Source organism: candidate division WOR-3 bacterium, assembly GCA_039801365.1.
In the GTDB taxonomy this organism is placed as follows: Bacteria; Hydrothermota; Tepidihabitantia; order Tepidihabitantales; family Tepidihabitantaceae; genus JBDRUN01.
In genome coordinates, this window is the sequence record JBDRUN010000003.1 from 22,620 (window position 1) to 42,524 (window position 19,905).

19 protein-coding genes and 1 other RNA gene are annotated in these 19,905 nt (G+C 58.4%); 13 read left to right on the plus strand and 7 right to left on the minus strand.

All coding sequences use genetic code 11. The features are described from left to right. The first annotated feature begins 67 nt into the window (after positions 1–67). Positions 68–622, plus strand: coding sequence for a hypothetical protein (locus ABIL25_01005; GenBank protein MEO0080854.1), 555 nt, complete (start codon positions 68–70; stop codon positions 620–622). A gap of 94 nt (positions 623–716) precedes the next feature. Here the strand turns inward: ABIL25_01005 and ABIL25_01010 are convergent, their stop codons facing one another. Beyond that, a complete protein-coding gene (locus tag ABIL25_01010; protein ID MEO0080855.1) occupies positions 717–953 on the minus strand; it encodes a WG repeat-containing protein in 237 nt (78 codons plus the stop codon). 487 nt (positions 954–1,440) lie between these two features. Further along, an RNA gene (gene rnpB, locus ABIL25_01015) (RNase P RNA component class A) lies at positions 1,441–1,963 on the minus strand. Positions 1,964–2,290: 327 nt separating this feature from the next. Here rnpB and ABIL25_01020 point away from each other — a divergent pair. The 6 genes from ABIL25_01020 to ABIL25_01045 all read left to right on the plus strand — a co-directional run bounded on the left by ABIL25_01020 (position 2,291) and on the right by ABIL25_01045 (position 9,373). Then, positions 2,291–4,714, plus strand: coding sequence for a C25 family cysteine peptidase (locus ABIL25_01020; GenBank protein MEO0080856.1), 2,424 nt, complete (start codon positions 2,291–2,293; stop codon positions 4,712–4,714). 392 nt (positions 4,715–5,106) lie between these two features. After that, complete coding sequence (locus ABIL25_01025; protein ID MEO0080857.1) at positions 5,107–6,036, plus strand: T9SS type A sorting domain-containing protein; 930 nt, start codon at positions 5,107–5,109, stop codon at positions 6,034–6,036. A gap of 97 nt (positions 6,037–6,133) precedes the next feature. Further along, positions 6,134–7,264 (plus strand): carbamate kinase, encoded by a 1,131-nt coding sequence (gene arcC / locus ABIL25_01030; protein ID MEO0080858.1) that lies wholly within the window; start codon positions 6,134–6,136, stop codon positions 7,262–7,264. 161 nt (positions 7,265–7,425) lie between these two features. Continuing rightward, positions 7,426–8,616, plus strand: coding sequence for an asparagine synthetase B (locus ABIL25_01035; protein ID MEO0080859.1), 1,191 nt, complete (start codon positions 7,426–7,428; stop codon positions 8,614–8,616). Between the two features lie 73 nt (positions 8,617–8,689). Then, entirely contained in the window at positions 8,690–9,067 is a 378-nt protein-coding gene (locus tag ABIL25_01040) for a four helix bundle protein (GenBank protein MEO0080860.1), read from the plus strand. A gap of 39 nt (positions 9,068–9,106) precedes the next feature. Continuing rightward, positions 9,107–9,373 carry a HypC/HybG/HupF family hydrogenase formation chaperone gene (locus ABIL25_01045; GenBank protein MEO0080861.1) on the plus strand — a complete coding sequence of 89 codons (267 nt, stop codon included), beginning with the start codon at positions 9,107–9,109 and terminating at the stop codon, positions 9,371–9,373. On the opposite strand, the gene ABIL25_01050 is transcribed toward ABIL25_01045, so the two are convergent. The 3 genes from ABIL25_01050 to ABIL25_01060 are packed head-to-tail and all read right to left on the minus strand — an operon-like array spanning position 9,357 to position 12,914. Beyond that, positions 9,357–9,770 (minus strand): hypothetical protein, encoded by a 414-nt coding sequence (locus ABIL25_01050; protein MEO0080862.1) that lies wholly within the window; start codon positions 9,768–9,770, stop codon positions 9,357–9,359. The two genes, ABIL25_01045 and ABIL25_01050, sit on opposite strands and share 17 nt — an antisense overlap. 8 nt (positions 9,771–9,778) lie before the next feature. Then, complete coding sequence (locus tag ABIL25_01055; protein ID MEO0080863.1) at positions 9,779–11,731, minus strand: SLC13 family permease; 1,953 nt, start codon at positions 11,729–11,731, stop codon at positions 9,779–9,781. Further along, complete coding sequence (locus tag ABIL25_01060; protein ID MEO0080864.1) at positions 11,724–12,914, minus strand: DegT/DnrJ/EryC1/StrS family aminotransferase; 1,191 nt, start codon at positions 12,912–12,914, stop codon at positions 11,724–11,726. The genes ABIL25_01055 and ABIL25_01060 overlap by 8 nt, the downstream gene beginning before the upstream one ends. Before the next feature lie 69 nt (positions 12,915–12,983). On the opposite strand from ABIL25_01060, the gene uvrB reads away from it, so the two are divergent. The 6 genes from uvrB to ABIL25_01090 all read left to right on the plus strand — a co-directional run bounded on the left by uvrB (position 12,984) and on the right by ABIL25_01090 (position 17,847). Then, positions 12,984–15,020 (plus strand): excinuclease ABC subunit UvrB, encoded by a 2,037-nt coding sequence (gene uvrB, locus ABIL25_01065; GenBank protein MEO0080865.1) that lies wholly within the window; start codon positions 12,984–12,986, stop codon positions 15,018–15,020. 338 nt (positions 15,021–15,358) lie between these two features. Continuing rightward, positions 15,359–15,493, plus strand: a complete 135-nt coding sequence (locus ABIL25_01070) for a hypothetical protein (GenBank protein ID MEO0080866.1) — start codon at positions 15,359–15,361, stop codon at positions 15,491–15,493. Then, positions 15,481–15,693 (plus strand): DUF2283 domain-containing protein, encoded by a 213-nt coding sequence (locus ABIL25_01075; protein ID MEO0080867.1) that lies wholly within the window; start codon positions 15,481–15,483, stop codon positions 15,691–15,693. The genes ABIL25_01070 and ABIL25_01075 overlap by 13 nt, the downstream gene beginning before the upstream one ends. Positions 15,694–16,066: 373 nt before the next feature. Beyond that, a complete protein-coding gene (locus tag ABIL25_01080) occupies positions 16,067–16,462 on the plus strand; it encodes a retropepsin-like aspartic protease (protein ID MEO0080868.1) in 396 nt (131 codons plus the stop codon). A gap of 3 nt (positions 16,463–16,465) precedes the next feature. Then, complete coding sequence (locus ABIL25_01085; GenBank protein MEO0080869.1) at positions 16,466–16,840, plus strand: four helix bundle protein; 375 nt, start codon at positions 16,466–16,468, stop codon at positions 16,838–16,840. 308 nt (positions 16,841–17,148) lie between these two features. After that, entirely contained in the window at positions 17,149–17,847 is a 699-nt protein-coding gene (locus ABIL25_01090; protein ID MEO0080870.1) for a hypothetical protein, read from the plus strand. Between the two features lie 717 nt (positions 17,848–18,564). Here the strand turns inward: ABIL25_01090 and ABIL25_01095 are convergent. Together ABIL25_01095 and ABIL25_01100 are read right to left on the minus strand one after the other, a co-directional pair. Continuing rightward, positions 18,565–19,677, minus strand: a complete 1,113-nt coding sequence (locus ABIL25_01095; GenBank protein MEO0080871.1) for a DUF362 domain-containing protein — start codon at positions 19,675–19,677, stop codon at positions 18,565–18,567. Positions 19,678–19,713: 36 nt separating this feature from the next. After that, the gene (locus tag ABIL25_01100; GenBank protein ID MEO0080872.1) at positions 19,714–19,902 is read right to left on the minus strand and encodes a hypothetical protein; all 189 of its coding nucleotides are present in this window, start codon (positions 19,900–19,902) and stop codon (positions 19,714–19,716) included. Between the last annotated feature and the right edge of the window lie 3 nt (positions 19,903–19,905).

Below are 19,905 nucleotides of genomic sequence, written 5' to 3' on the forward strand. Positions count from 1 at the left end.
TCCTAGCGCGTCGGGTCTGAATACTGCGGGGAAACTACGGAAATGCGGTAAAGGAATTTCTGTAGGCGTGACCAGAAGCTTGACCTGCACAAGTCGCTGGCCGGTGTTGCCGAGGTATCGGGTAGTGTTTGAGATGGGCGTTTTGCAGGACATCTGCCGGTGGGCGAGGCTCGGGTATGAGACACGCTACAAGGCGGAACGGCTCGGGTTTCTGTTCGGGCACGTGGGGAATAGGCGGACCGTCGTCGTGAAGCGGGCGGTCCTGTATCGGGGCGGCATACGTACTCGGACGAGCGCTGTCTGCGCGGCTGCATCGCTGATTCGCCGGCGCCGGAAATTGGCACGGGCGCTGGGTCTCCGGGCCTTGGGTCTGTTTCACTCGCACGTGGAGGTTGGGGGTTGGGTCGTGCACGGGCTGACGCCAGGTGAGGCGTTCGAGAACGACCCGGTATCGGTGATTGAGGCTGTTGTTGCGGTGCGGTTCGCGGGCCGGAAGCCGGTTCGGACGTCACGCAAGGTGCTGTTCGGGTTCGAACCCGATACCGGGTACACGTACAACATTCGGGTGTACGGCAGGACCGAACGCGGAGTCAGGCTGCTGCCGGTGCGGGCCACAGACTGAACACAAGGATACAGGATCACTATCACATCAATCCCCCTCTCGTTTAAGGGAGAGCGAGTCTGAAGCGGTGAGCCGCAGGCCGCCAGTGGTCTGCTCAGCTTGTCGGCTTCCAGACGTACTTGCCGGTCCGGTCAATGTAGCCAGTCTTGCCTCCGCAGGTCCGGTTGTACTTGTCCGGTCGGCACCCGATATTGACCTCGGCGAGGCCGTCGGAGAAATCCCACGCTTCGTCGAAATGCGGCTCGGCAATATGCCGGCCGGTCTTTTCAATGAAACCCCACTTGCCGCAGCGCAGCATGCCGCTCTTGCCGATGGGGACAAATGGGGACACAACACTATTTTCGTAGTCGAAAGTGTGTCAAGGGCAGGAGGAGAATGCTGAGTTCTGAATGCTGAGTTGCGGGAGAAGGGCAGCGTATGGCGGGCGTTGCAAGGAATGGCAGTTGAACGAATCATGGCAAGTGTAGATAAAGCGCTGACTATCTTCCGGTTACAGCGAAATCGCGGGCCGATAATTCAAGGGTAGGGGTCACCGGGTAGGCGGCTAGGGCTGATGCCATTGCCGATGTCTGGTCATGAGCTTGCCCTGGAGCCTGAACCGAAGCTTGTGCCGATGGAAGTTTTTGAGCGAGTTCGGACGCCTGTTCCAAGGCGGCTGCCGGAGCTTGTCTTGAAACACTCACCTAAGCCAGTGCTGATGCCGGCACCGAGGCTGTTCCATAAGCGGTTGCCCCAGCCTGTGCTGCTGCGGTGATGGTTGTTTCAGCCGAGGCCGGTTCGGGTCCTGGTGCCGCTGCCGCACCGGAGGGGGGCTGAGAAGTGGAGGCGGGTCTATAAGCCGGGTTCTGTACCCGGACTTCGTCCGAATCCTCCGAAAGGAATAAGGAATACCTCATTCCTGATTTCGGAGCCCGGCAGAAGCCGGGCGACGGTCATTTATCTGTGCCTGCGGTTGCCCGCAGGCCTCAAGCGACCTACCCGGGACTCGAGCGGACCGGGCCAGTCCTTGTCCCGATTTGGTCTTGCACCAGGCAGGGTTTGCCCATTCCAGATGTCGCCACCCGGAATAGTGCGCTCTTACCGCACTTTTTCACCCTTACTCTGCGAGACCCTTCGCTTACGCTCAGGGCAGACCGCAGAGCGGTCTGGTTTCTGTGGCACTTTCCGTCCACGGGCCGTTTCTGACCCGCAGCCTTGCCGTTAGCAAGTGCCTTGCCCTTTGGTGCCCGGACTTTCCTCTACAGGAGAGAGTTCAAGGGGTCCAGGGTTCAAGGGTTCCAGTGAGGAACACCGAACCGGACTTCCAAGACCCGGTCCTGCAGCGACCGTCCGACCCGCCTCCGAAGAACAGTGGTCAAGCATCCCAGTAGTCAAGTGGTTCAGTGACGGACACGGGGACAGCCGGACCGTTGTCAAAGAGCAGCGACCGGCGAGGTTGGTGGTCTAGTGAAGAACACCGCAACCTCTGAACCCTTTCTTCTACTGACAGTGTAGTCGGTTCTGACGAGCTTGGCAAGTGGAATGAGCTCGGACCGATGAACTTGGACTAGGACTACGATTCCCGAACAACCGATTCCGGAACGACTGCCATTGACAGGGAACCAGGAAGGGCTATATTGAATCGCACGACCAGACAATGGGGCCTGGCCGCGAAAAACGGAGGATGCAATGACCGTCACCAAGGTCGTCGGAACGCTTGTGAGCCTGGCCGGCCTGCTGGTGGCGCATCAGCTCAGCCTTGCGCCGGGGCAGTTCTCCTTTGAACCCTTTGGCGAGTTCTATCGCGTAGTCGCTGAAGGTTTCACATCAGAGGGGCCTCCCGGACATCCTGTGCTGCCCGTTCGCTTCCTAACTTACATCCTGCCGCCCGGGACCAAGGCTGAATCAGTGGACATCAAGACCAGCGAATACAAGTTCGTCGGCAAGTACTACATCTGTCCGGCACAGCCGTCAGTGCCGCTTGACAGTACGCCGCCGTGGGTGCCGCCGGACTCTGCAATATACAACTCGAAGTCGCCCTATCCGGCTGCTCCGGTTGAGATTGTGAACCGCGGGTTCTTTGACGGAGCCAGCGTGGTTACGGTGGCGGTTCGACCGGTGAGGTACATCCCTGTCAACCGGGAAGTGTTTGCCCTTTCTTGGATTGAGTTCGATTTCTTTCTCAGCGAGGCGGCTCCGCCGACGCGAGCTATGGTCAGGGACATTCATGCGCAGGAAACCCATGACCTGGCGCTGCGGGCGGTCATCGAGAATGACGAGGACATTCCCGCCTACTACCAGTCGCCCATGCTCATTTCAGAGCAGGCACCGGGAGCCAATGCCCGGGCACCATACCCATCTCCAACCCAGTACACCATTATCACCAATGACCTCTTGGCCAGCTCCTTCCAGCCCTTTGCCGACTGGCTGACCAACAAAGGCGTCCCGGCCAGCGTTGTCCGAATGAGCCAGTTCCTGCCCTACTTCTCGGGCGTCGATAGTGCCGAGAAACTGCGCAACTACCTGAAGTACGGATACCAACAGTGCGGCGCCATCTGGGTTCTTCTTGGCGGAGATGCCGGAGTTGTGCCGTTTCGGTACGGGTGGAGGATCAACGACGACACCGCTCGCCCCAATGCGTCGGGGAATATCATACCCTCCGATCTCTACTTCTCAGACATGAACGGGAACTGGGATGTTGATGGAGACCAGCGCTGGGGTGAGCCTCACGACGGCGTTGACGTCTACCCCGAGCTTTACGTCGGTCGCCTGACTGTGCGGCAGTCTGAGAAGGTTCAGAACTGGGTGAACAAGCTGCTCTACTACGAGATGAATGGGAGCAATGACTTGAGCCAGTTCAACCGGGCGACCTGGATTTATGACGGCGAAGCTGGACTCACTCCATACTCCCAGACTTTCGAGCAGTTCCCTCTCTACTACACACACAGCTACTACAATAGCGTGACTGCGCCAACTGCGCGGAACGCCTTCGGCAGGGCTGCATCACCCAGCTCTGCGGCGGGCATATACAACGTAAACTGCCATGGCGACCCGAGGAACTTCGCCTCAAAATCTACGGGGGGATGGTGGAAAGTCTGGGCAGACAGCAGCCCCGACGGTGAGAACGAGCAAAACGCCTGGTTGCGGCGCTGTGACCTCCCCGGTCGCCACTACATCGTCTATGACATCGGCTGCTATACCGCAGCCTTTGACCCATTCATTCCGCATCCTCCAGGGCACGAGTACTATCCGTCTGACACCCTATTAGCTGATGCTTACACCGATTTCTATCCAACAACACTCGGCGTGGCCCACTTGGGGAATACTCGCTGGGGCTGGCCAACGGCGTCGCGAGAACTACAGCATTGCTTCTGGCAGTTATTCTTCAGCTCGGGCAACGCTTCTCTCGGGGTGGCAGAGGGGCTGTCCAAAGTTGACTACCCCGACTACTACCTACGACATGCCCACAGTCTCTTCGGTTCACCCGAGAACGAGCCCTGGATAATGTCCCCTGCGTCAATGTACGTGCGGGCTCCGTCCTCAATACCTCAGGGTGTACCAGTTCAGTTTCAGGTCAAGTGCTCCACCGCGGGTGGAGCTGGAATTTCCCGGGTGAGGGTGTGCCTTTACAAGCCGAACGACGTCTACCAACTACGCCTGACGAACTCCAGCGGCATCGCCAACTTCACGGTCTGTGCCGGAAGTCCCGGCACGCTACTCGTCACCTGCTCCTACCGCCGAGCCGGAACCGGGTCCTTTCAGCAGTATCTTCCTCGTCAGAGAACCTGCCAGGTCATTCCGGCCAAGGGCGAAGGGCCGCAAAGTGAGGAGTCAGGATTGCCACGGGAACTCGGATTTACCGCTCTGAATCCCAATCCCGCGCTCGGTAATCTCACGGTGCAATACGGCGTGCCGGTCAAGGGTAGGGTGAAGCTGCTGCTCTATGATACCCAGGGAAGAAGCAGGTCAGTGATAACAGACGAGGATGTGAATCCTGGTTACTACAGGCAAGTCATCAGTAGAGACGCTTGGCCCTTTTCGGCCGGTGTATACTTCCTGGCTCTCACGCAGAACGGCAGCCAAGTCACCAGAAAGGTAGCGGTCGCAAAGTAGGAGAGTCCGTGCGACCTCCTGCCTGTTGCGTCATTGTTCTTGCGGCTATTGGGCTAGGCCAGAATTGGGAAACAGCCGCAATCCTAGGTGCTCCGGGTTCTTACGTTCCGTGTGCGATTGCTGTGGACAGCGCCGGCCGACCGTGCGTGGCGTTCGGCGTTGGGAGGCGTCTAGGATACGCCAGTCAGGACGGGGCCGGTTGGAGATTCGAGTATCCTGACAGCAGTGCCTACGTTGCGGAGGTGGACTTGTGCCTAGACACAGCTGGGCGTCCTCACATTGGCTACAGTGGGGTACGCTACGCCCACTGGGACGGCACCAACTGGCATACTGAAGCTGTTGCTGAAGGGAGCGGATTGACGCTGACGCTGGCTCGGGACAGAACTCCGCATATGGTGTTTGTAGATTCTCTGGGCGTAAAGTATGCCTATAAGGCCGGCGATACCTGGAACATCCTGACGGTCCCGGCATATCAAGCTGATTCGCTAAGGCGGCTGGGGGGCGCTTCGCTCGCTGTTGACGCAGCCGACCAACCAGGAATTGCGGTAACCTGGACCAAACATAGTAACCACGACAGCATATGGCTCTCGTTCTTTGAGTATGATGGTCAGAACTGGCATAGGTTCGAGGTTGACTCGGCTAAGGGCTGGGGACCCTACGACTTCTGGGTGCCCAAGGTTCAATACGAACCGGGTACCGACATCTTCCACATCACATACCGCGCCTATGCCTATCAAGGTGTGTACGTGACCGGAAGACGCAGCGCTTGGCAGGTCGAGCAGGCGAGTGTGTCGGTCGGAAACTGGTGGTACGACTTCGCGCTTCACCAGGGAAGACCCTATATTGTTTGTTCCAGCGTTAGGGTTCCTCTGAAGTATCAGTGGCGTTGGGCCGGAGGGTGGGAAGAGGAACTGGTTGTCGAAGAGGCTGCGCCGGCAGTTTCTATTGCGGTTGACCGGACCGGTAGACCCCATGTCGCCTTCTTCCCTTTCAGTGGCGACACCCTGTACTACGCCCGCAGGCTGTTTGTCGGCACAGAAGAACCGGTGCCGGCAGTCACTCGTGCCGAGCCACAGCTCGTGGTCCATCCCAATCCCGCGCCTCGTGCCTTCACGCTTGAGTTTCCAGTCTCTTCTCGGACAACCGCCACAATCTCGCTCTGCGACGCCTCAGGCAGAACCGTCTGGACAGAAGAGCAGACGGTATGTCCCGGCCACTACCGCACGAGACTTCGCCTTCCAGCGGAGGTTAGTCCCGGTGTCTACTTCCTTCGGGTGAAGGGCAGCCAAGAGGAAGGTACTGCGAGGATAGTCCTCAGGTAGTACATACCCCGTCGCCTTGGCGTTGAGATGGAACTGCAGCACCGGCTGGTCGCTGGGCTTCCTTGAACCGAACGTGCCTTAGGGTATCCTTAGGGTTGTGAATAGCAGGATAGTCCTCGCCATCGGCGGTAATTCCCTTATACGGGCCAAGGACAAGCAGTCTTTTTCGGACCAGCTTGCTGCAGTTGGTGACACCTGCCACCAGGTTGCCGACTTGGTCGAGGCCGGGCATGAGGTCGTCATTACCCACGGCAACGGGCCACAGGTCGGCTTCCTTCTCATTCGGTCGCACTTGTCACGGAACCGGCTGCCGGAGACTCCACTCGATGCCGCGAATGCTCAGACCCAGGCGGAAATCGGGTACATGATTCAGCAGGCGCTCGGCAACGAGCTGAGCCGGCGGGGACTGTATCAAACCCAGAAAGCCAAGAGCCAAGGGTCAGGAGTAGAAGCTCAAAGTCCAGCCAGAGTGAATGGCGTTGTGACAGTTGTGACACAGGTGGTGGTTGACCCGAATGACCCGGCGTTTCAGAATCCGTCCAAGCCGGTCGGGCCGTTCTATACCAAGGCTGAGGCCGCGGCTCTGCAGAGAGAACTGGGCTGGACAATGCGTGAGGACGCAGGTCGCGGGTTTCGGAGATTCGTGCCGTCGCCCCGGCCAGTGGAGATTGTAGAGCTGCCGGAGATTAGGCGGTTGCTGGAGTCAGGGTTCGTGGTAATCGCCTGCGGTGGAGGAGGGATTCCGGTTGTGAGTGAGCGGACAACTCAGAGCTCAGTAGTCAGGAGTCAGAACGCAGAGTGCGGAAAACCGGAGTCGGAAGGCTGGCGGCAGGTGATGGATAGTAGGCTGTTGCGGGGAGTAGCAGCGGTGATTGATAAGGATTTGGCATCGAGCCTACTCGCGCGGGAACTCGGCGCTGACATATTCGTGATTTCCACCGCGGTGGAGCAGGTGTATCTGGATTACGGTAAGCCAAACCAGCGGCCGCTCGGTAGCGTCAAAGCAAAAGAGATGCGGGAATACCTCTTGGCCGGTCAGTTTCCAGATGGTAGCATGGGGCCGAAGGTTGAGGCGGCCCTTTCCTTTCTGGGGCTAGATGAATTCAGGACGCAGGAAGCAGAACGCAGAATGCAGGAGCTGGGAGCGGAGCGGCAGGTTATTATCACCGACCCGGAACATATAGTGGCCGCACTGCGGGGAGAAGCGGGAACGAGAATTACAGCATGAAGGGTTCAAGGGTTCGAGGGTTCAAGGGGCCGAGTGAGCAGACCGGACGATGCCAGATACCAGATAACAGATTGCAGATTGCAGAGTCCAGACCACGGAACTCAGGATTGTGCGTCCTGGCGTTCTTGGTGGTTGTTTCATCAATCTTCGCTCAGCCGGCGATGGTGCTTATTCCGATGGACCTGACGCAGGCCGACCATCTGAAGGCGTACGGCATCGTGTATCGGCTGTTGCAGCGGGGGCAGAGAGCGGAGTGGCTTCTGAACTATCGGGGCGGTTCGTTCCTCTTGCCGGTTGAGGCTCAGGCAATGAAAGAGTGTCGGCTTGAAGGGGTGGTCTATCAGTCGGTGTCCGCGGCCGACCTGGTACAGATCAGGCAGACTATTGATCAGAACAACATGGAGTCAGTTATGCTGGAGCGGCCAACGAGGCTGGCGGTGTACGTTCCACCCACCGCTGACCCGTGGGACGATGCGGTTCGGCTGGCCCTGGACTATGCCGGCATTCCGTACGACAAGGTCTGGGATGAGGAGGTGCTGGCCGGTAAGCTTTCCCAGTACGACTGGCTGCATCTGCATCACGAGGATTTCACCGGCCAGTACGGCAAGTTCTATGCTTCGTACCATAACGCAGACTGGTACCAGGCCGAAGTGGCGCTGAATACGAAAATGGCGCGTAAGCTCGGATTCTCCAAAGTCAGCAAACTGAAGCTTGCGATTGTCGGGATGGTGCGGCAGTATGTCGCGGATGGCGGGATGCTGTTTGCAATGTGTTCGGCCACAGACACGCCGGATATTGCCTGGGCGGCACAGAATACGGATATCTGTAATCAGGTTTTCGATGGCGACGGCGTTGATCCGGCGTATCGCTCAAAGCTCGACTACAGTGGTTGTCTGGCATTCGAGAACTTTGAGCTAGTTACCGACCCAATGGTGTATGAGCACTCAGACATTGACACCTATCTTGAGGCGACTGCCCGCGGGCCGGATACATACTTCGCACTGTTTGACTTCTCGGCCAAGTTTGACCCGGTGCCGACGATGCTGGTTCAGAACCACGTAGGGCTGGTCAAGGAGTTTCTCGGCCAGAACTGCGGGTTTCGCCGGGAGCGGCTGAAAAAGAGCACGCTCATTATGGGTGAGGTCAAGAATACCGAGGAGGTGAAGTACATTCACGGTAACTTCGGCAAGGGGACTTGGACTTTTCTCGGTGGCCACGACCCTGAGGACTACGCCCACCGCATCGGCGACCCAGTGACCGACCTTTCCTTGCACAAGAACTCGCCTGGGTACAGGCTGATACTGAATAACGTGCTGTTTCCCGCGGCGGAGAAGAAAAAGCTGAAGACGTGAGAGCAAAGGGTTCAAGGCTTCCAGCGTTCCAGGGTTCGAGGGTGAGGATTTCGGGCGCGGAGACGGGCGGAGGATGCTGAGGAACTACAAGGAGTTGACTGCATGGCAGCGGGCGTACGGGCTTTGTCTGGAGGTTTATCGCCTTACTGCCGAGTTTCCAAAGGAGGAGAAGTATGGGCTTGTATCTCAGATTCGGCGGGCCGCCGTGTCGGTTCCATCCAACATTGCCGAGGGATACGGCAGAAGAACCACGGGTGAGTATCTCCAGTCTCTGCATGTTGCGTACGCTTCTCTGTGCGAGCTCGAGACGCAAGTTCTCCTTGTTTCGGACCTGGGGTTCCTGAAATTGGAGCCGTCGCGGAAACTGAAGGAAGACGTTGGTGATGTCGAGCGGTTGCTCAAGGCGCTCATCAGGTCATTGGAGCAGAAGCGTTCTGCTCCTGAACACTAGAACCCTTGAACCCTAGAATCCTGGAACCCTGTCTCTGATATGTGCCTGGCCATACCGGTAAGAATTACCGAGCTTCGCGGCGATATGGCGGTCGGTGAAGTAGGCGGCATCGAGCGCGAGATTTCCGTGCTGATGACGCCGGATGTGAGAGTCGGTGATTATGTCATAGTTCACGCCGGGTTTGCACTGCAGATTGTGGACCAGGAAGAGGCGAAGGAGAACCTCAGGATTCTTTCCGAGATGGCTCAGGTCACCGAGAAGGTTCGGCAGAAGGCGCGGCGGACTAGGCCTAACCGGACTGGGTGATGATGAGCGGGCAGGGCAGGCTGGCGAGAAGCTCCTCGGGCAGGCGGTAGTTGCGCTCGGCTAGGTTCCCGGACGCAAGGACAACGAGGTCGCAATGGGTGCTGGTCACCAGGGAGCGCAGCTGCCCCACGTCGCCTTCCTGGACAACGACCGATGACTTGATACCGACAGACTTGAATTCCTGCTCAAGGCTGTAGAGGTCTTGCCAGCAGCGACGCTCCTGCTCCTCGCGCCGCACGTCCGGGCGGGTACGGCTCTCGGTCGGCAGGGTGGACTTGTGACCCGGGAGCATCACCGCACTCAACAATACCGTGCTGTTGTGCTTGCGGGCAAGGTCCATCACAAAGCCCTTTTCGTCCTGCTTCTCGCTAGCAATGTAGAGTATCTTCTCAAACATGTTTCTCCTTAGGGGGCAATCTTAGTCTGAATCAGGAGTGCCGCAGTGGCGACTGCCAGCGATACGGCGGTGACAACAATGCCGACACGGAACCATTCGCCGAACTTGACGTGTTGTCCAGTCGTGCGCTCGAAGGCGCCAACTGCAACAAGGTTGGCGGTCGAGCCGATGACAGTCAGGTTGCCGCCGAAACAGCCGCCGAACAAGAGCGCCCACCAGAGAATCGAGGCGTGAGGGATATTGATGCCGGCCGGACCCATGTCCCGGGCGATGGGCACAAGCGCGGCCACGATTGGCAGATTGTCTACAAAGCCGGACAAGAGGCTGCTTGCCCAGAGCATCAGAACCGACGCCGACCCGGCAACGCCGACCCGTCCTCCAAGGGCCGCGCTGATGTTACCGGACAGGGTGTGCAGCAGGTAGCCGAGTTTGGTGGTTACCCCGGTGTACTCAAGGCAGGCGGCATTGGCGAACAGGAACATGAAGAAGAGCAGGGTCCACCAGTCAATGCCCCGCTCGATGAGTAGCTTGCCGCGTTCCTGTTCGTGGAAGACGATGAACCCGGTGACCATCAGCGCGACCGCAACTAGCGCGGTACCGTCACCAAGGCCGAGTAGTACTTCGATGCGGCGGTGCAGGGCGATCATCACTACTGTGACGGCAAAAGTGATGATGCCAGTGCGTAGTTTCGCAGGGTCCACAATGCCGATCGACTGCTCCAATTCTCTGGCGTCGAATTCGTAGCGTCGGCCGAAGAAGTGTTTGCGGAACAGAAGAAGACAGAGCAGGGCGACGATAACTGCGGCGAGGGCGGAAACCGGAGTGGCCCAGCGCAGGAAGTCTTCGAACGTCAGGTTGCCGGCAAAGGCGATGTACACGCCGATGGGGTTGCCGACAAGGGTGAGGGCGCTGCCGACGTTGGTGGCGAATACCAGACTGAGCAGGTAGGGTACGAGTGGAGCCTTGGTGCGGCGGGACACCTCCAGGGCCAGGCCGAAGGTCACAAGGATTGCCGATACCTCGTCGGCGAACCCGCCCATCAGGACCGAGAACCCCATCAGGATGAGCAGGAGCAACCAGGGAATGCCCTTGACCTGTTCGACCGCTTTGACAACCACGAAGCGGAACACGCCGATGTTTTCTAGCCAGCGGACGATGACCATCATCGCCATTATGAACAGGATGGTTGGGATGGACATGAAGTCCACAGTGGTCTCTAGGTTCATTACGCCCGCCACCAACAGGACCCCGAGGCTGGCTGCGGCAATGGCCACGCGGAATCGCCAGAATAGGAGCGTGCCAAGAACCATTGCGACGAATAGCGCAACGGTGAGTTCCTGCCGCGCGAGCCAGGGCTGCATGTTGAACTTCAGATATTCCGGTGCGGCGTAGAATCCGACGTTGGGAAGCCGAATCAGAGGCAAGGTCAGTCGAGCTGCGACGTAGGCTGCGGCGACCACGAGCAGAAATACTAGCATCCTGCGGTTGCGACGGATGAAAGACTGGTGGGGAGGCGAGGACACGATTTCAGCTACGCGCACCGGGTTGGTGGTACGGAGTGCTGCGGCACGAATCTCGGATTGGTTCAACGAGCGGGCGAGTTCAGCGAGAATCTCCAAGTAGAGTTTCCGTTCATCGGTCGGGCCAACGATGACGAAGGCCGTGCGCACCGGCTCACGGTCGGCTGCAGCCCAGTCCAAAGGCGTGGAAAGGCGGACGGTTGCTACTGCTGCCGAACTAGCCGAAGGCACAAGGGCGTGTGGCAGGGCGATGCCGTTGCCTACGCCGGTCGAGCCGAGTTGCTCACGGGCGAGGAGTTCGCGGACCAGGGCTTCGCGGTCGGTGATGATGCCATTCTCGTAGAGCCGGTCGGCCACGAGCCGGAAGAGCTGCTCCTGCGTGCAACCCTCAGGGCAGGTCAGGGCCAGCTCGGGCCGGACAAAAGTCTCCAGCCTAATCATAAGTACCGTAGAAACGTTGGATGAGCAGAATTATACGTTCTTGCTCAGCTTCGGTCAAAGTCGGACGAATCGGTAGGTTGATGATTTCAAGGGACGTCTGCTCGGCCACCGGGCAAGGCTGGCGGTGGTAGAGGCCGGATTGCAGATTACAGATTGCAGAGATTCCGGTCTCTGGTACCTGGCAATTGGCTTCCGGTAATGCGTGGCGCTCAAGTGCTGGCTCAAGATATACCGGCCGCTCATAGTAGCATCCGGTTTCGACTCCGTGCTTCGACAGGTAGTCGCGCAGCTTGTCCCGCTCCGGAACAAGGATGGCGTACTGGTGGTAGTTGGAAACGCAGTCCCGGTGTCCCCGGACAAGCCGCGCGACGCCGGCGAGCGCTTCGTCATACCGTGCGGCGAGCACGCGTCGCCGGGTATTCTCGGCATCAAGCCGGGCCAGTCCCAGGCGGAGCACCGCAGCCTGGATTTCGTCAAGCTGAGAGTTGTAGCCGGTCCGTATGTGTTGACCCTGTTCGTCTCTGCCGTGACGTCTCAGTTGGCCAATGGTGCGGGCTAGGGCCGGGTCCGAGGTTGCGACCGCACCGCCATCACCAAGTGCGGCAAGGTTCTTGGTGGGGTAGAAACTGAACGTGCCGGCGTTACCAAAGCTTCCGAGTTTTCTGCCCTGCCAGATCGAGCCGATCGCCTGCGAGGCGTCTTCAATCAGGGCAAGGCCGTGCTTCGCGCACAGCTCGACGAATTCCGAAACCTCTCCGCAATGGCCGAACAGATGAACCAGCAAGACTGCCTTCGTCCTTGGCGTGATAGTCGACTCGCAAGCCGCGGGGTCAAGACAGAGCGTACCAGATTCGATGTCAGCGAATACCGGAGTCGCACCCACACGAATTATTGCCTCGACTGTGGCGAAGAAGGTGAACGGTGTAGTGATGACTTCATCGCCCGGGCCGATGCCGAGTGCGTCAAGAGTCAGGACCAAAGCGTCGGTGCCGCTCTTGACCCCGAGCACGTGGCTTGCGCCCAGATAGCAGCCGAGTTCCTGCTCAAACGCGGCCAGTTCCGGCCCGGCTACAAACCGGCCGCTGGTAATGATTCGGTTCAGGATGCGAGCGTATTCATCCGCAACACACCTGGTGTTGCTTCGGATGTCATACAGCGGGATTGAGCTCGGCAAATCGGCCAAGATGATAGCTTAGTGCCATCAAGAGTCAAAGGCTTGACCCGGGATGGACCCATCCTAGAATCACCCTGCGTGGCCGACCACAGCCAGTTCAAACTCGTAGCTCCGTTCGAGCCGAGTGGGGACCAACCAGAAGCAATAGAACGACTGGTCGAGTTCATCCAGTCCGGGGCCAAGTATTCAACGCTTCTCGGTGTGACGGGTTCGGGCAAGACCTTCACGATGGCGAATGTCATTGCCCGACTGAATCGGCCGACAATCGTCATTTCTCACAACAAAACCCTGGCCGCGCAGTTGTTCGGCGAGTTCCGTCAGTTCTTTCCGGAGAATGCGGTCGAGTACTTCATTTCCTACTACGATTATTACCAGCCTGAGGCGTATGTGCCGGAGCACGACCTGTACATCGAAAAGGATGCGTCAATCAACGAGGAAATCGAGCGACTCAGGCTGCGGGCTACCTCCAGTCTGCTGGAGCGCAGGGATGTGGTGGTGGTGGCCTCGGTTTCCTGCATCTACAACCTGGGTGAGCCGTGGGAGTTCAGAGAGTCGGTGCTGCCGCTGGAGCAGGGCAAGGACCTGGACCGGGACGGGCTGATTGAGGAGCTGGTCAGACTCCAATACACACGGAACGATATGGAGTTGAAACGTTCGACGTTCCGAGTACGGGGCGACTTTGTGGACATTCATCCTTCACACCGGGACTACGGTCTGCGGGTGGAGTTCGACGGCAGTCAAATCAGCCGACTGACCGTGTTTGACATCGTGTCCGGGGACAACGTGGAGCAGAGGCAGCGGATGATAATCTATCCGGCCAAGCAGTTCGTCACTACTGAACGCCAGATAGAAGGCGCAATTGCCTCAATCGAACAGGAGTTGGCACAGCGGGTGAGCGAGCTTGAGTCGCAGAACAAGCTACTTGAGGCGCAGCGGCTGGCGACCCGGACCAGGTTTGACATCGAGATGATGCGTGAGTTCGGGTACTGTCCTGGGATCGAGAACTACTCACGGCATCTGTTGGGCAAGAAACCGGGCGAGCGACCGTACTGCATGCTTGACTACTTCCCGGCCGACTACCTGATGATTATTGACGAGTCGCACGCGACAATCCCTCAGATTCAGGGAATGTACAACGGTGACCGGGCGAGAAAGCAGACGCTTGTGGACTACGGGTTCAGGCTACCCTCGTGTCTGGATAACCGACCTTTGCGGTTCGACGAGTTCCAGGCACTGGTAAGACAGGCAATTTTCACCTCAGCTACCCCAGGACCGTACGAGTTTGAGCACAGCCAGGGTCGTGTTGCAGAGCTGGTGGTGCGGCCAACCGGCCTTGTTGACCCGAAGATGACAATCAGGCCGACCAAGGGCCAAGTTGACCACCTGATTGGAGAGATTCGCAAGCGGGTAGAGAACCACGAGCGGACCCTGGTTACCACGTTGACCAAGCGGATGGCCGAGGACCTGGCTGAGTATCTGACTGAGATGGGGCTGAAGGTGCGCTACATGCACTCGGAGATTGACGCCATCGAGCGGGTGGAAATCCTGCGCGGGCTCAGGCTAGGTGAGTTCGACGTGCTCGTGGGGATCAACCTGCTGCGGGAGGGGCTGGACCTGCCGGAAGTGTCGCTTGTGGCGATCCTTGATGCGGACAAAGAGGGATTCCTGCGGGATGAACGTTCGCTGATTCAGACTGCGGGCCGGGCAGCGAGAAACGTGAGGGGAGAGGTGATCCTTTACGCGGACAACATCACGCGGTCAATCAGGATGGCGCTGAAGGAGACAGAACGCAGGCGGCAGAAGCAGATTGAGTACAACCTTAGGCACGGTATCGAACCGCGCTCGATACAGAAGTCAGTGGACCAGGTGCGGCTGACAACCTCGGTGGCGGACGCGAAGCCGGAGGAGCCAATAGCCAATAGCCAATGGCCAATGGCGGAGGAGGAGGACAGGATTGCGGCGCTGGACAGATTGCAGAAGGAGATGAAAGAAGCGGCGCAGAGACTGGAGTTCGAGAAGGCCGCAGAGTACCGGGACCGGATTACCCGGCTGCGCCAGCAGATTGACGACGAAGAGTGGAAGCGGGGCCGCCGCAAGCGGCTCAAGAAACGCTGACGCGCTGACGCTTACAGCCTGCGACCCTCATCCGTTGGCCAGCAACCCGGGCGGCGTTGACTTCACTTGACCGGCTACTATGCTCGGTTTGTGAAGACTGCTACGGGCATACCGGCCTCTGCGGGTTGTGCGAGGCCGAAGAAAGACAGGCTATGATGCCCTCTGATGTGCCATTCAGTGTGCTCACGCCACTTGAATTCGCGGTTTCGGTGACGCGTGAACGCTGGCATCTGATCCTCAGTATCAAGCATCCTGTGATGGACGGGCACAATGGCGACGTGTGAGCCGCGCTCGAGAATCCAGACGAAGTACGTCGCAGCCGCCGGGATGAGCAGGTGATGTTGTTCTACCGGGTGGAACGGCCCGGACGCTGGACCTGTGCGGTGGTCAAGCGTCCGGGCAGCGAAGGTTTTCTGATTACGGCCTACCCTACCGATGCCGTGAAGGAAGGTGAACAGATATGGGTCAAGTGAAAGTCTTCTACGACCGTGCCGGGAACACCCTTACGGTTTGGTTCGGTGAGAAGCAAGACGAATACTCCTGCGAGGAGACAGGTGATGAAGTCGTGCTGATGAAAGACAAGCACGGCCGAGTCATCGGTTTCGAGAAGCTGAACTTTGCACTGCTTGCTGCGGACCGGCTCCAAGTCGCGTTCGAGGCCGCGAGCGTCTGAGGCGCGGCGGTCGTACCGAGTTCGGGCCGGACTCTGGCCCCAAGACGGGCGTAGCACAGGAATGGCGTACCGGCAGTGAAGTAACCCTGGCCTGTCTGCCGCCGGGCCAGAGCGTCCACGACCGCCTCTGAGTTCAACCCCGGTCCGACATCTGCTCGCCTGGCCGCTTGTCCACTTCTCTTTCACCGTTCTGGCTATTGACTCTTGACCTTTGGCTTCTGGCTTCGGTCTGCCCGCTTGTCCGCTTTTTCTTCTTGACATCTCATCAGGAGTCGCTATAACAGTCGTGCATGTGGTGTTTGGGTGAGTCTGCAGCCGTGAGCTGTCAGCCTTCCACACGGCAGGACGAAGTTTGTTCCGGATTGGGGTAGCTATGGCGATAATCGAACAGAGAATAAGGTTGGTCGGGTCGAAGGGCAGCAGGGATGTGGTGGCGCTGTTTGACAGCGGCGCAAGCTATTCAATCATTCAGCCCGGTCTTGCCCGTGAGGTTGCGCGTCCAGAGCGGTTGCCCACCCCCAAGCATTTCGGAACCGCGGAGAAGGGGCGCAAGGTTACCGCGAAGGAGTGTGTCCGGCTCGACTTCAAGCTCAACGGCCACACGCTCAGCGACGAGTTCATGGTCGTTCCCGGCATCACGGAATCGGTCATCATCGGCGCGGCTACGATGCAGAAGTGGCGCATGAAACTCGACTTCGAGCACGACCGGGTAATAGTTGACCCGCGGGTTACGAAACTGAGACTGCTCAGGCTAGGCAATAGCCAATAGGCAATGGGCAATCGCGTGCAGTCATACCGAGACCTTGAGGTCTGGAGGAAAGCGATTGACCTCGTTACTGAGACGTATCGGCTATCGCGCAGATTCCCGAAGGACGAAATCTACTCACTTACGAGCCAGATTCGCCGGGCAGCCACTTCGATTCCGGCCAACATCGCTGAGGGGTGGGGCCGGAATATGACGAAGGAGTATGTCCAGTTCCTGCGGATTGCCCGGGGCTCTCTACACGAACTGGAGACGCACTTGGAAGTGTCTTGTAACCTCGATTACTTCGGGCCGACCGAGTTGGACGCTATGCTCGGTAGGACGCACGAAATCAACAAGATGCTCAACAGCTTGATACGAGCCATTGAAGCCAATGGGCATTAGGCAATGGGCGTGGCACAGGAATTAGGCAATGGGCAACAGGCATTGTTAGGCAATGGCTATTGGCTATTGCCTTCCGGAGCGGCTCCTGCCTACTGGCTTTCCGCGCCGGTCATTGTCTGTCCTGCTATTGGCTCCTGCCTATTGGCTAATTGGCTGCGTGCCCCTGGCACGTTTGCTGCGACAGACAGACAGACAGACAGACAGACAGACAGACAGAATCCAATCCTAACAAGCTAGAATTTCTTTGGAGTTGGCTGGCTGTATGCCCGTGTATCACGGCCTTCTATCCATAAATGCAGGAGGTGAGTATGAAATGGACAGCAGCAATTCTCGTATTGGCGGCGCTGACAGTGATGACGTCAAGCTGTGTGCGAAGGGTGTATGTCAACGAGCACCGCTTCACGATATCCGATGTCTCCGAAGGCGTTGCCAATGATATCGAACGCGAGCTCAAGGAGGGTGGTTACAGAGTTCGCACCGTTTCAGCGAACAAGAAGGGAGAGATACTCGGGAGGGAGGACATAGAGGACCGCACATTCGTCCTAGAGAGTGATGGCTACACCGACGAGGACGTCCGCAAGGTGACTGCCATCGTGACAAACCCGAGAAGGAATGAGCCGATAGCGCTCCGATACACCGCCGTTCAGCAAGATTACGTCTCAGCCGCAGGCGCAGGAACGGCTTCTGTTGAGGTGAGCTTTGATCTAACCGAGAACGCGAGAGCATACTTCAAGGCAACTGGTCAGCCAGTCCAGATGCGGAGGCTTAGTGGGCAACAGACGGCGACCTTCTCTTACAGACGTCAGAAAGGTGAAGAGTACGTGGACATCTATGTCGTACCCGAAGGTGCAGGGCCAGGCTACAAGCCGAGAACGTTTCACCGAATCAGCCTGTCCTATCCTTATGCTGACAGGGTCTTGCCATGGGAGTCATGCTGGACAAGGTTCTGGAAGTGGGTAAGGTCTATCTTTGGGAGTCGACGGACCGAGGATAGGTCTGGAAGCTGAGTGCTGAGCGACTAGCAGAGAAAGCCGAGGTGAGGAAGGGGGAAAGCGGAATGAGAGACGGAGAATGGAGGCGGAACAGAGGGCGAGGGCGGGCTGAGTCGGTTGGCGGCGCGAGGTGGTCCAAGGGAACAGGTTATTGGCGGACATGGCTCGTAGGCAACCCGACTGCGTGCAAGGTCACACAATAGACGGCGTCCGGGTTCCTGAGCCACAGGAAGTGGCGATTTGCGAAAAGGATAGAGATGCGACAGAGACAGCGACTATGCTCCTGCCCGTTCAGCCAGCAGGGTGCGATTGCGGGCAAGTTTCAGATGTTGTGGGACATAGCGACTAAGGCACTGTCCGGAACTGGTCCCGGCTACGGGGTCACCCTGTGACCTAGGGAGTGACTCCCCATCTGAGTCGGATTCTGAACCAGGTCTTCAACCTAACCCTCAGTAGGATGGTTAGTTACATTCTGATTAGGCGCGTGAGCGTCTAGCTCAGGCGATGGCTGAGTTGCGCTTTGACTGCTCGTCTCAAGGGCGACGTCAGAACAGGGCCGAACTAGGTTGTGAGTTAGGTCTTGAAGGAAGGGCTGAGAATCCGCATCAGAGCCGGCCTGAGTCGCGATGTCAGTCTGGTTCTGACCTGAGATTTGACTCTTTAGTTCAGTGCAGAGGTGAGAACGGGGTTCACAGGTGGTCTTACAGGGACAGCAGCACGCCTGGCTGGGTGCTAACGGCCGAAGAGGTTCTGGACTAGACCGCGGGCGAGGCCGGGGATACGCATCGCACGCTCCGGGCACAACTCGACGCAGCAGTAGCACATGATGCATTTCCGGCGGTCAACGTCTGGAAACGGCGACATCGCGATGGCGCGCGCAGGACAGTTGTCCGCGCAGCGGCGGCACTTGGTGCAGTGCTGACGGTCAAGAGTTGGTCGACGCCGTAGCAGGGGATAGGCGATTGCTGATGAGATGCCAGTAAGACTGCCAGCAAGCCGGGTCGAGGGCAGGCGGAAACCGGGAATCCGTTCGAAGTCGCCGATGACCTCGACCTGGCTGAGTGCGGCCGGACCAAGCCCGCGTTCGGCAGCGATGCGGACGGTCGGAATTCGGACCGGGTCTGCACCAGCCATCGCGGCCATCACGACATCGAGCGCAGCCGGGTTCGTGGCCGTGATAATGCGGCCGATGTTTCGCACCCGGCCGCCGGAGGGGCCGTTCTGGCCGTCCATTCCACGCAGTGCGTCCATGATGCTCAAGACCGGTACCGGCACGGCCTGGTAGATGTCCACGAGTAGTTCGCCGAATTCTTCCCCAGACCGGGCAAGGGTGTGCAGGTGCGATTTCTGGCCGCCCGGGATGATGCCGAACAGGTTCTTGATTGCACCGGTGAGTATGGTGAGCGCGTGAGTCTTGAACACCGGCAGGTTCAGGATGACGTCGGCTTCAGTGACCAGGTGTGAGGCGTGGATTTGATTGAGGAAGCGGGACTTCAATGGCAGGGTAACAGGTGTCTCGGTCAGGCTGTGAAAGCATCCTTCGCTTGCTTCGATGACACCGGTAGGAGCGATGTAGTCGGCGACATTGCGTTGTAGTCCGCCACCCGGGTTATCCGCAACCCAGACTTTGCCGGCGCCGCGGGCCTTGAGTCCGCGTACCACCTGACGGATGAGTTCCGGGTTGGTCGTGACCGAATGTTCGGGCGGGTGTGGGCTTAGTAGATTCGGTTTGACCCATACCTTCTTGCCCGCGAAGTCGTAGTCGAGGAACTCAAGGGCCTCGGTGACAGCAGCGGCAATGTCGGTGACCTTACGCACAAGGACACGGGGCCGGGCGGCACTCATTGGCGCGGGCCGAATGGATGGATGCGGCTGGTCAGACTACAGTTTGCCCGGCAGGATGTAGAGGATATTGGCCGGAGAAACATCGGCATTGGTCATTGCCGACTTTTCCTCCGGTATGCCAGGCACGTCGTTGAATTTGACGTCCACCGCACGTATCATTCCTTCTTTGAGCGTGTAGGCGGTGCAGTTTACTGTGCCGCCGGATTTCAGGTAAATGACCGGCATTTC

Excerpts from the sequence above, each read along its gene's own strand:
- ABIL25_01095 (MEO0080871.1), bottom strand. The coding sequence starts at position 19,677 with ATGAGTGCCGCCCGGCCCCGTGTCCTTGTGCGTAAGGTCACCGACATT.
- ABIL25_01075 (MEO0080867.1), top strand. The coding sequence starts at position 15,481 with ATGGGTCAAGTGAAAGTCTTCTACGACCGTGCCGGGAACACCCTTACG.
- ABIL25_01040 (MEO0080860.1), top strand. The coding sequence starts at position 8,690 with ATGCTGAGGAACTACAAGGAGTTGACTGCATGGCAGCGGGCGTACGGG.
- ABIL25_01025 (MEO0080857.1), top strand. The coding sequence starts at position 5,107 with ATGGTGTTTGTAGATTCTCTGGGCGTAAAGTATGCCTATAAGGCCGGC.
- ABIL25_01090 (MEO0080870.1), top strand. The coding sequence starts at position 17,149 with ATGAAATGGACAGCAGCAATTCTCGTATTGGCGGCGCTGACAGTGATG.
- ABIL25_01080 (MEO0080868.1), top strand. The coding sequence starts at position 16,067 with ATGGCGATAATCGAACAGAGAATAAGGTTGGTCGGGTCGAAGGGCAGC.
- ABIL25_01070 (MEO0080866.1), top strand. The coding sequence starts at position 15,359 with ATGTTGTTCTACCGGGTGGAACGGCCCGGACGCTGGACCTGTGCGGTG.
- ABIL25_01055 (MEO0080863.1), bottom strand. The coding sequence starts at position 11,731 with ATGATTAGGCTGGAGACTTTTGTCCGGCCCGAGCTGGCCCTGACCTGC.
- ABIL25_01020 (MEO0080856.1), top strand. The coding sequence starts at position 2,291 with ATGACCGTCACCAAGGTCGTCGGAACGCTTGTGAGCCTGGCCGGCCTG.
- ABIL25_01085 (MEO0080869.1), top strand. The coding sequence starts at position 16,466 with ATGGGCAATCGCGTGCAGTCATACCGAGACCTTGAGGTCTGGAGGAAA.
- ABIL25_01050 (MEO0080862.1), bottom strand. The coding sequence starts at position 9,770 with ATGTTTGAGAAGATACTCTACATTGCTAGCGAGAAGCAGGACGAAAAG.
- ABIL25_01100 (MEO0080872.1), bottom strand. The coding sequence starts at position 19,902 with ATGCCGGTCATTTACCTGAAATCCGGCGGCACAGTAAACTGCACCGCC.
- ABIL25_01045 (MEO0080861.1), top strand. The coding sequence starts at position 9,107 with ATGTGCCTGGCCATACCGGTAAGAATTACCGAGCTTCGCGGCGATATG.
- ABIL25_01035 (MEO0080859.1), top strand. The coding sequence starts at position 7,426 with ATGGTGCTTATTCCGATGGACCTGACGCAGGCCGACCATCTGAAGGCG.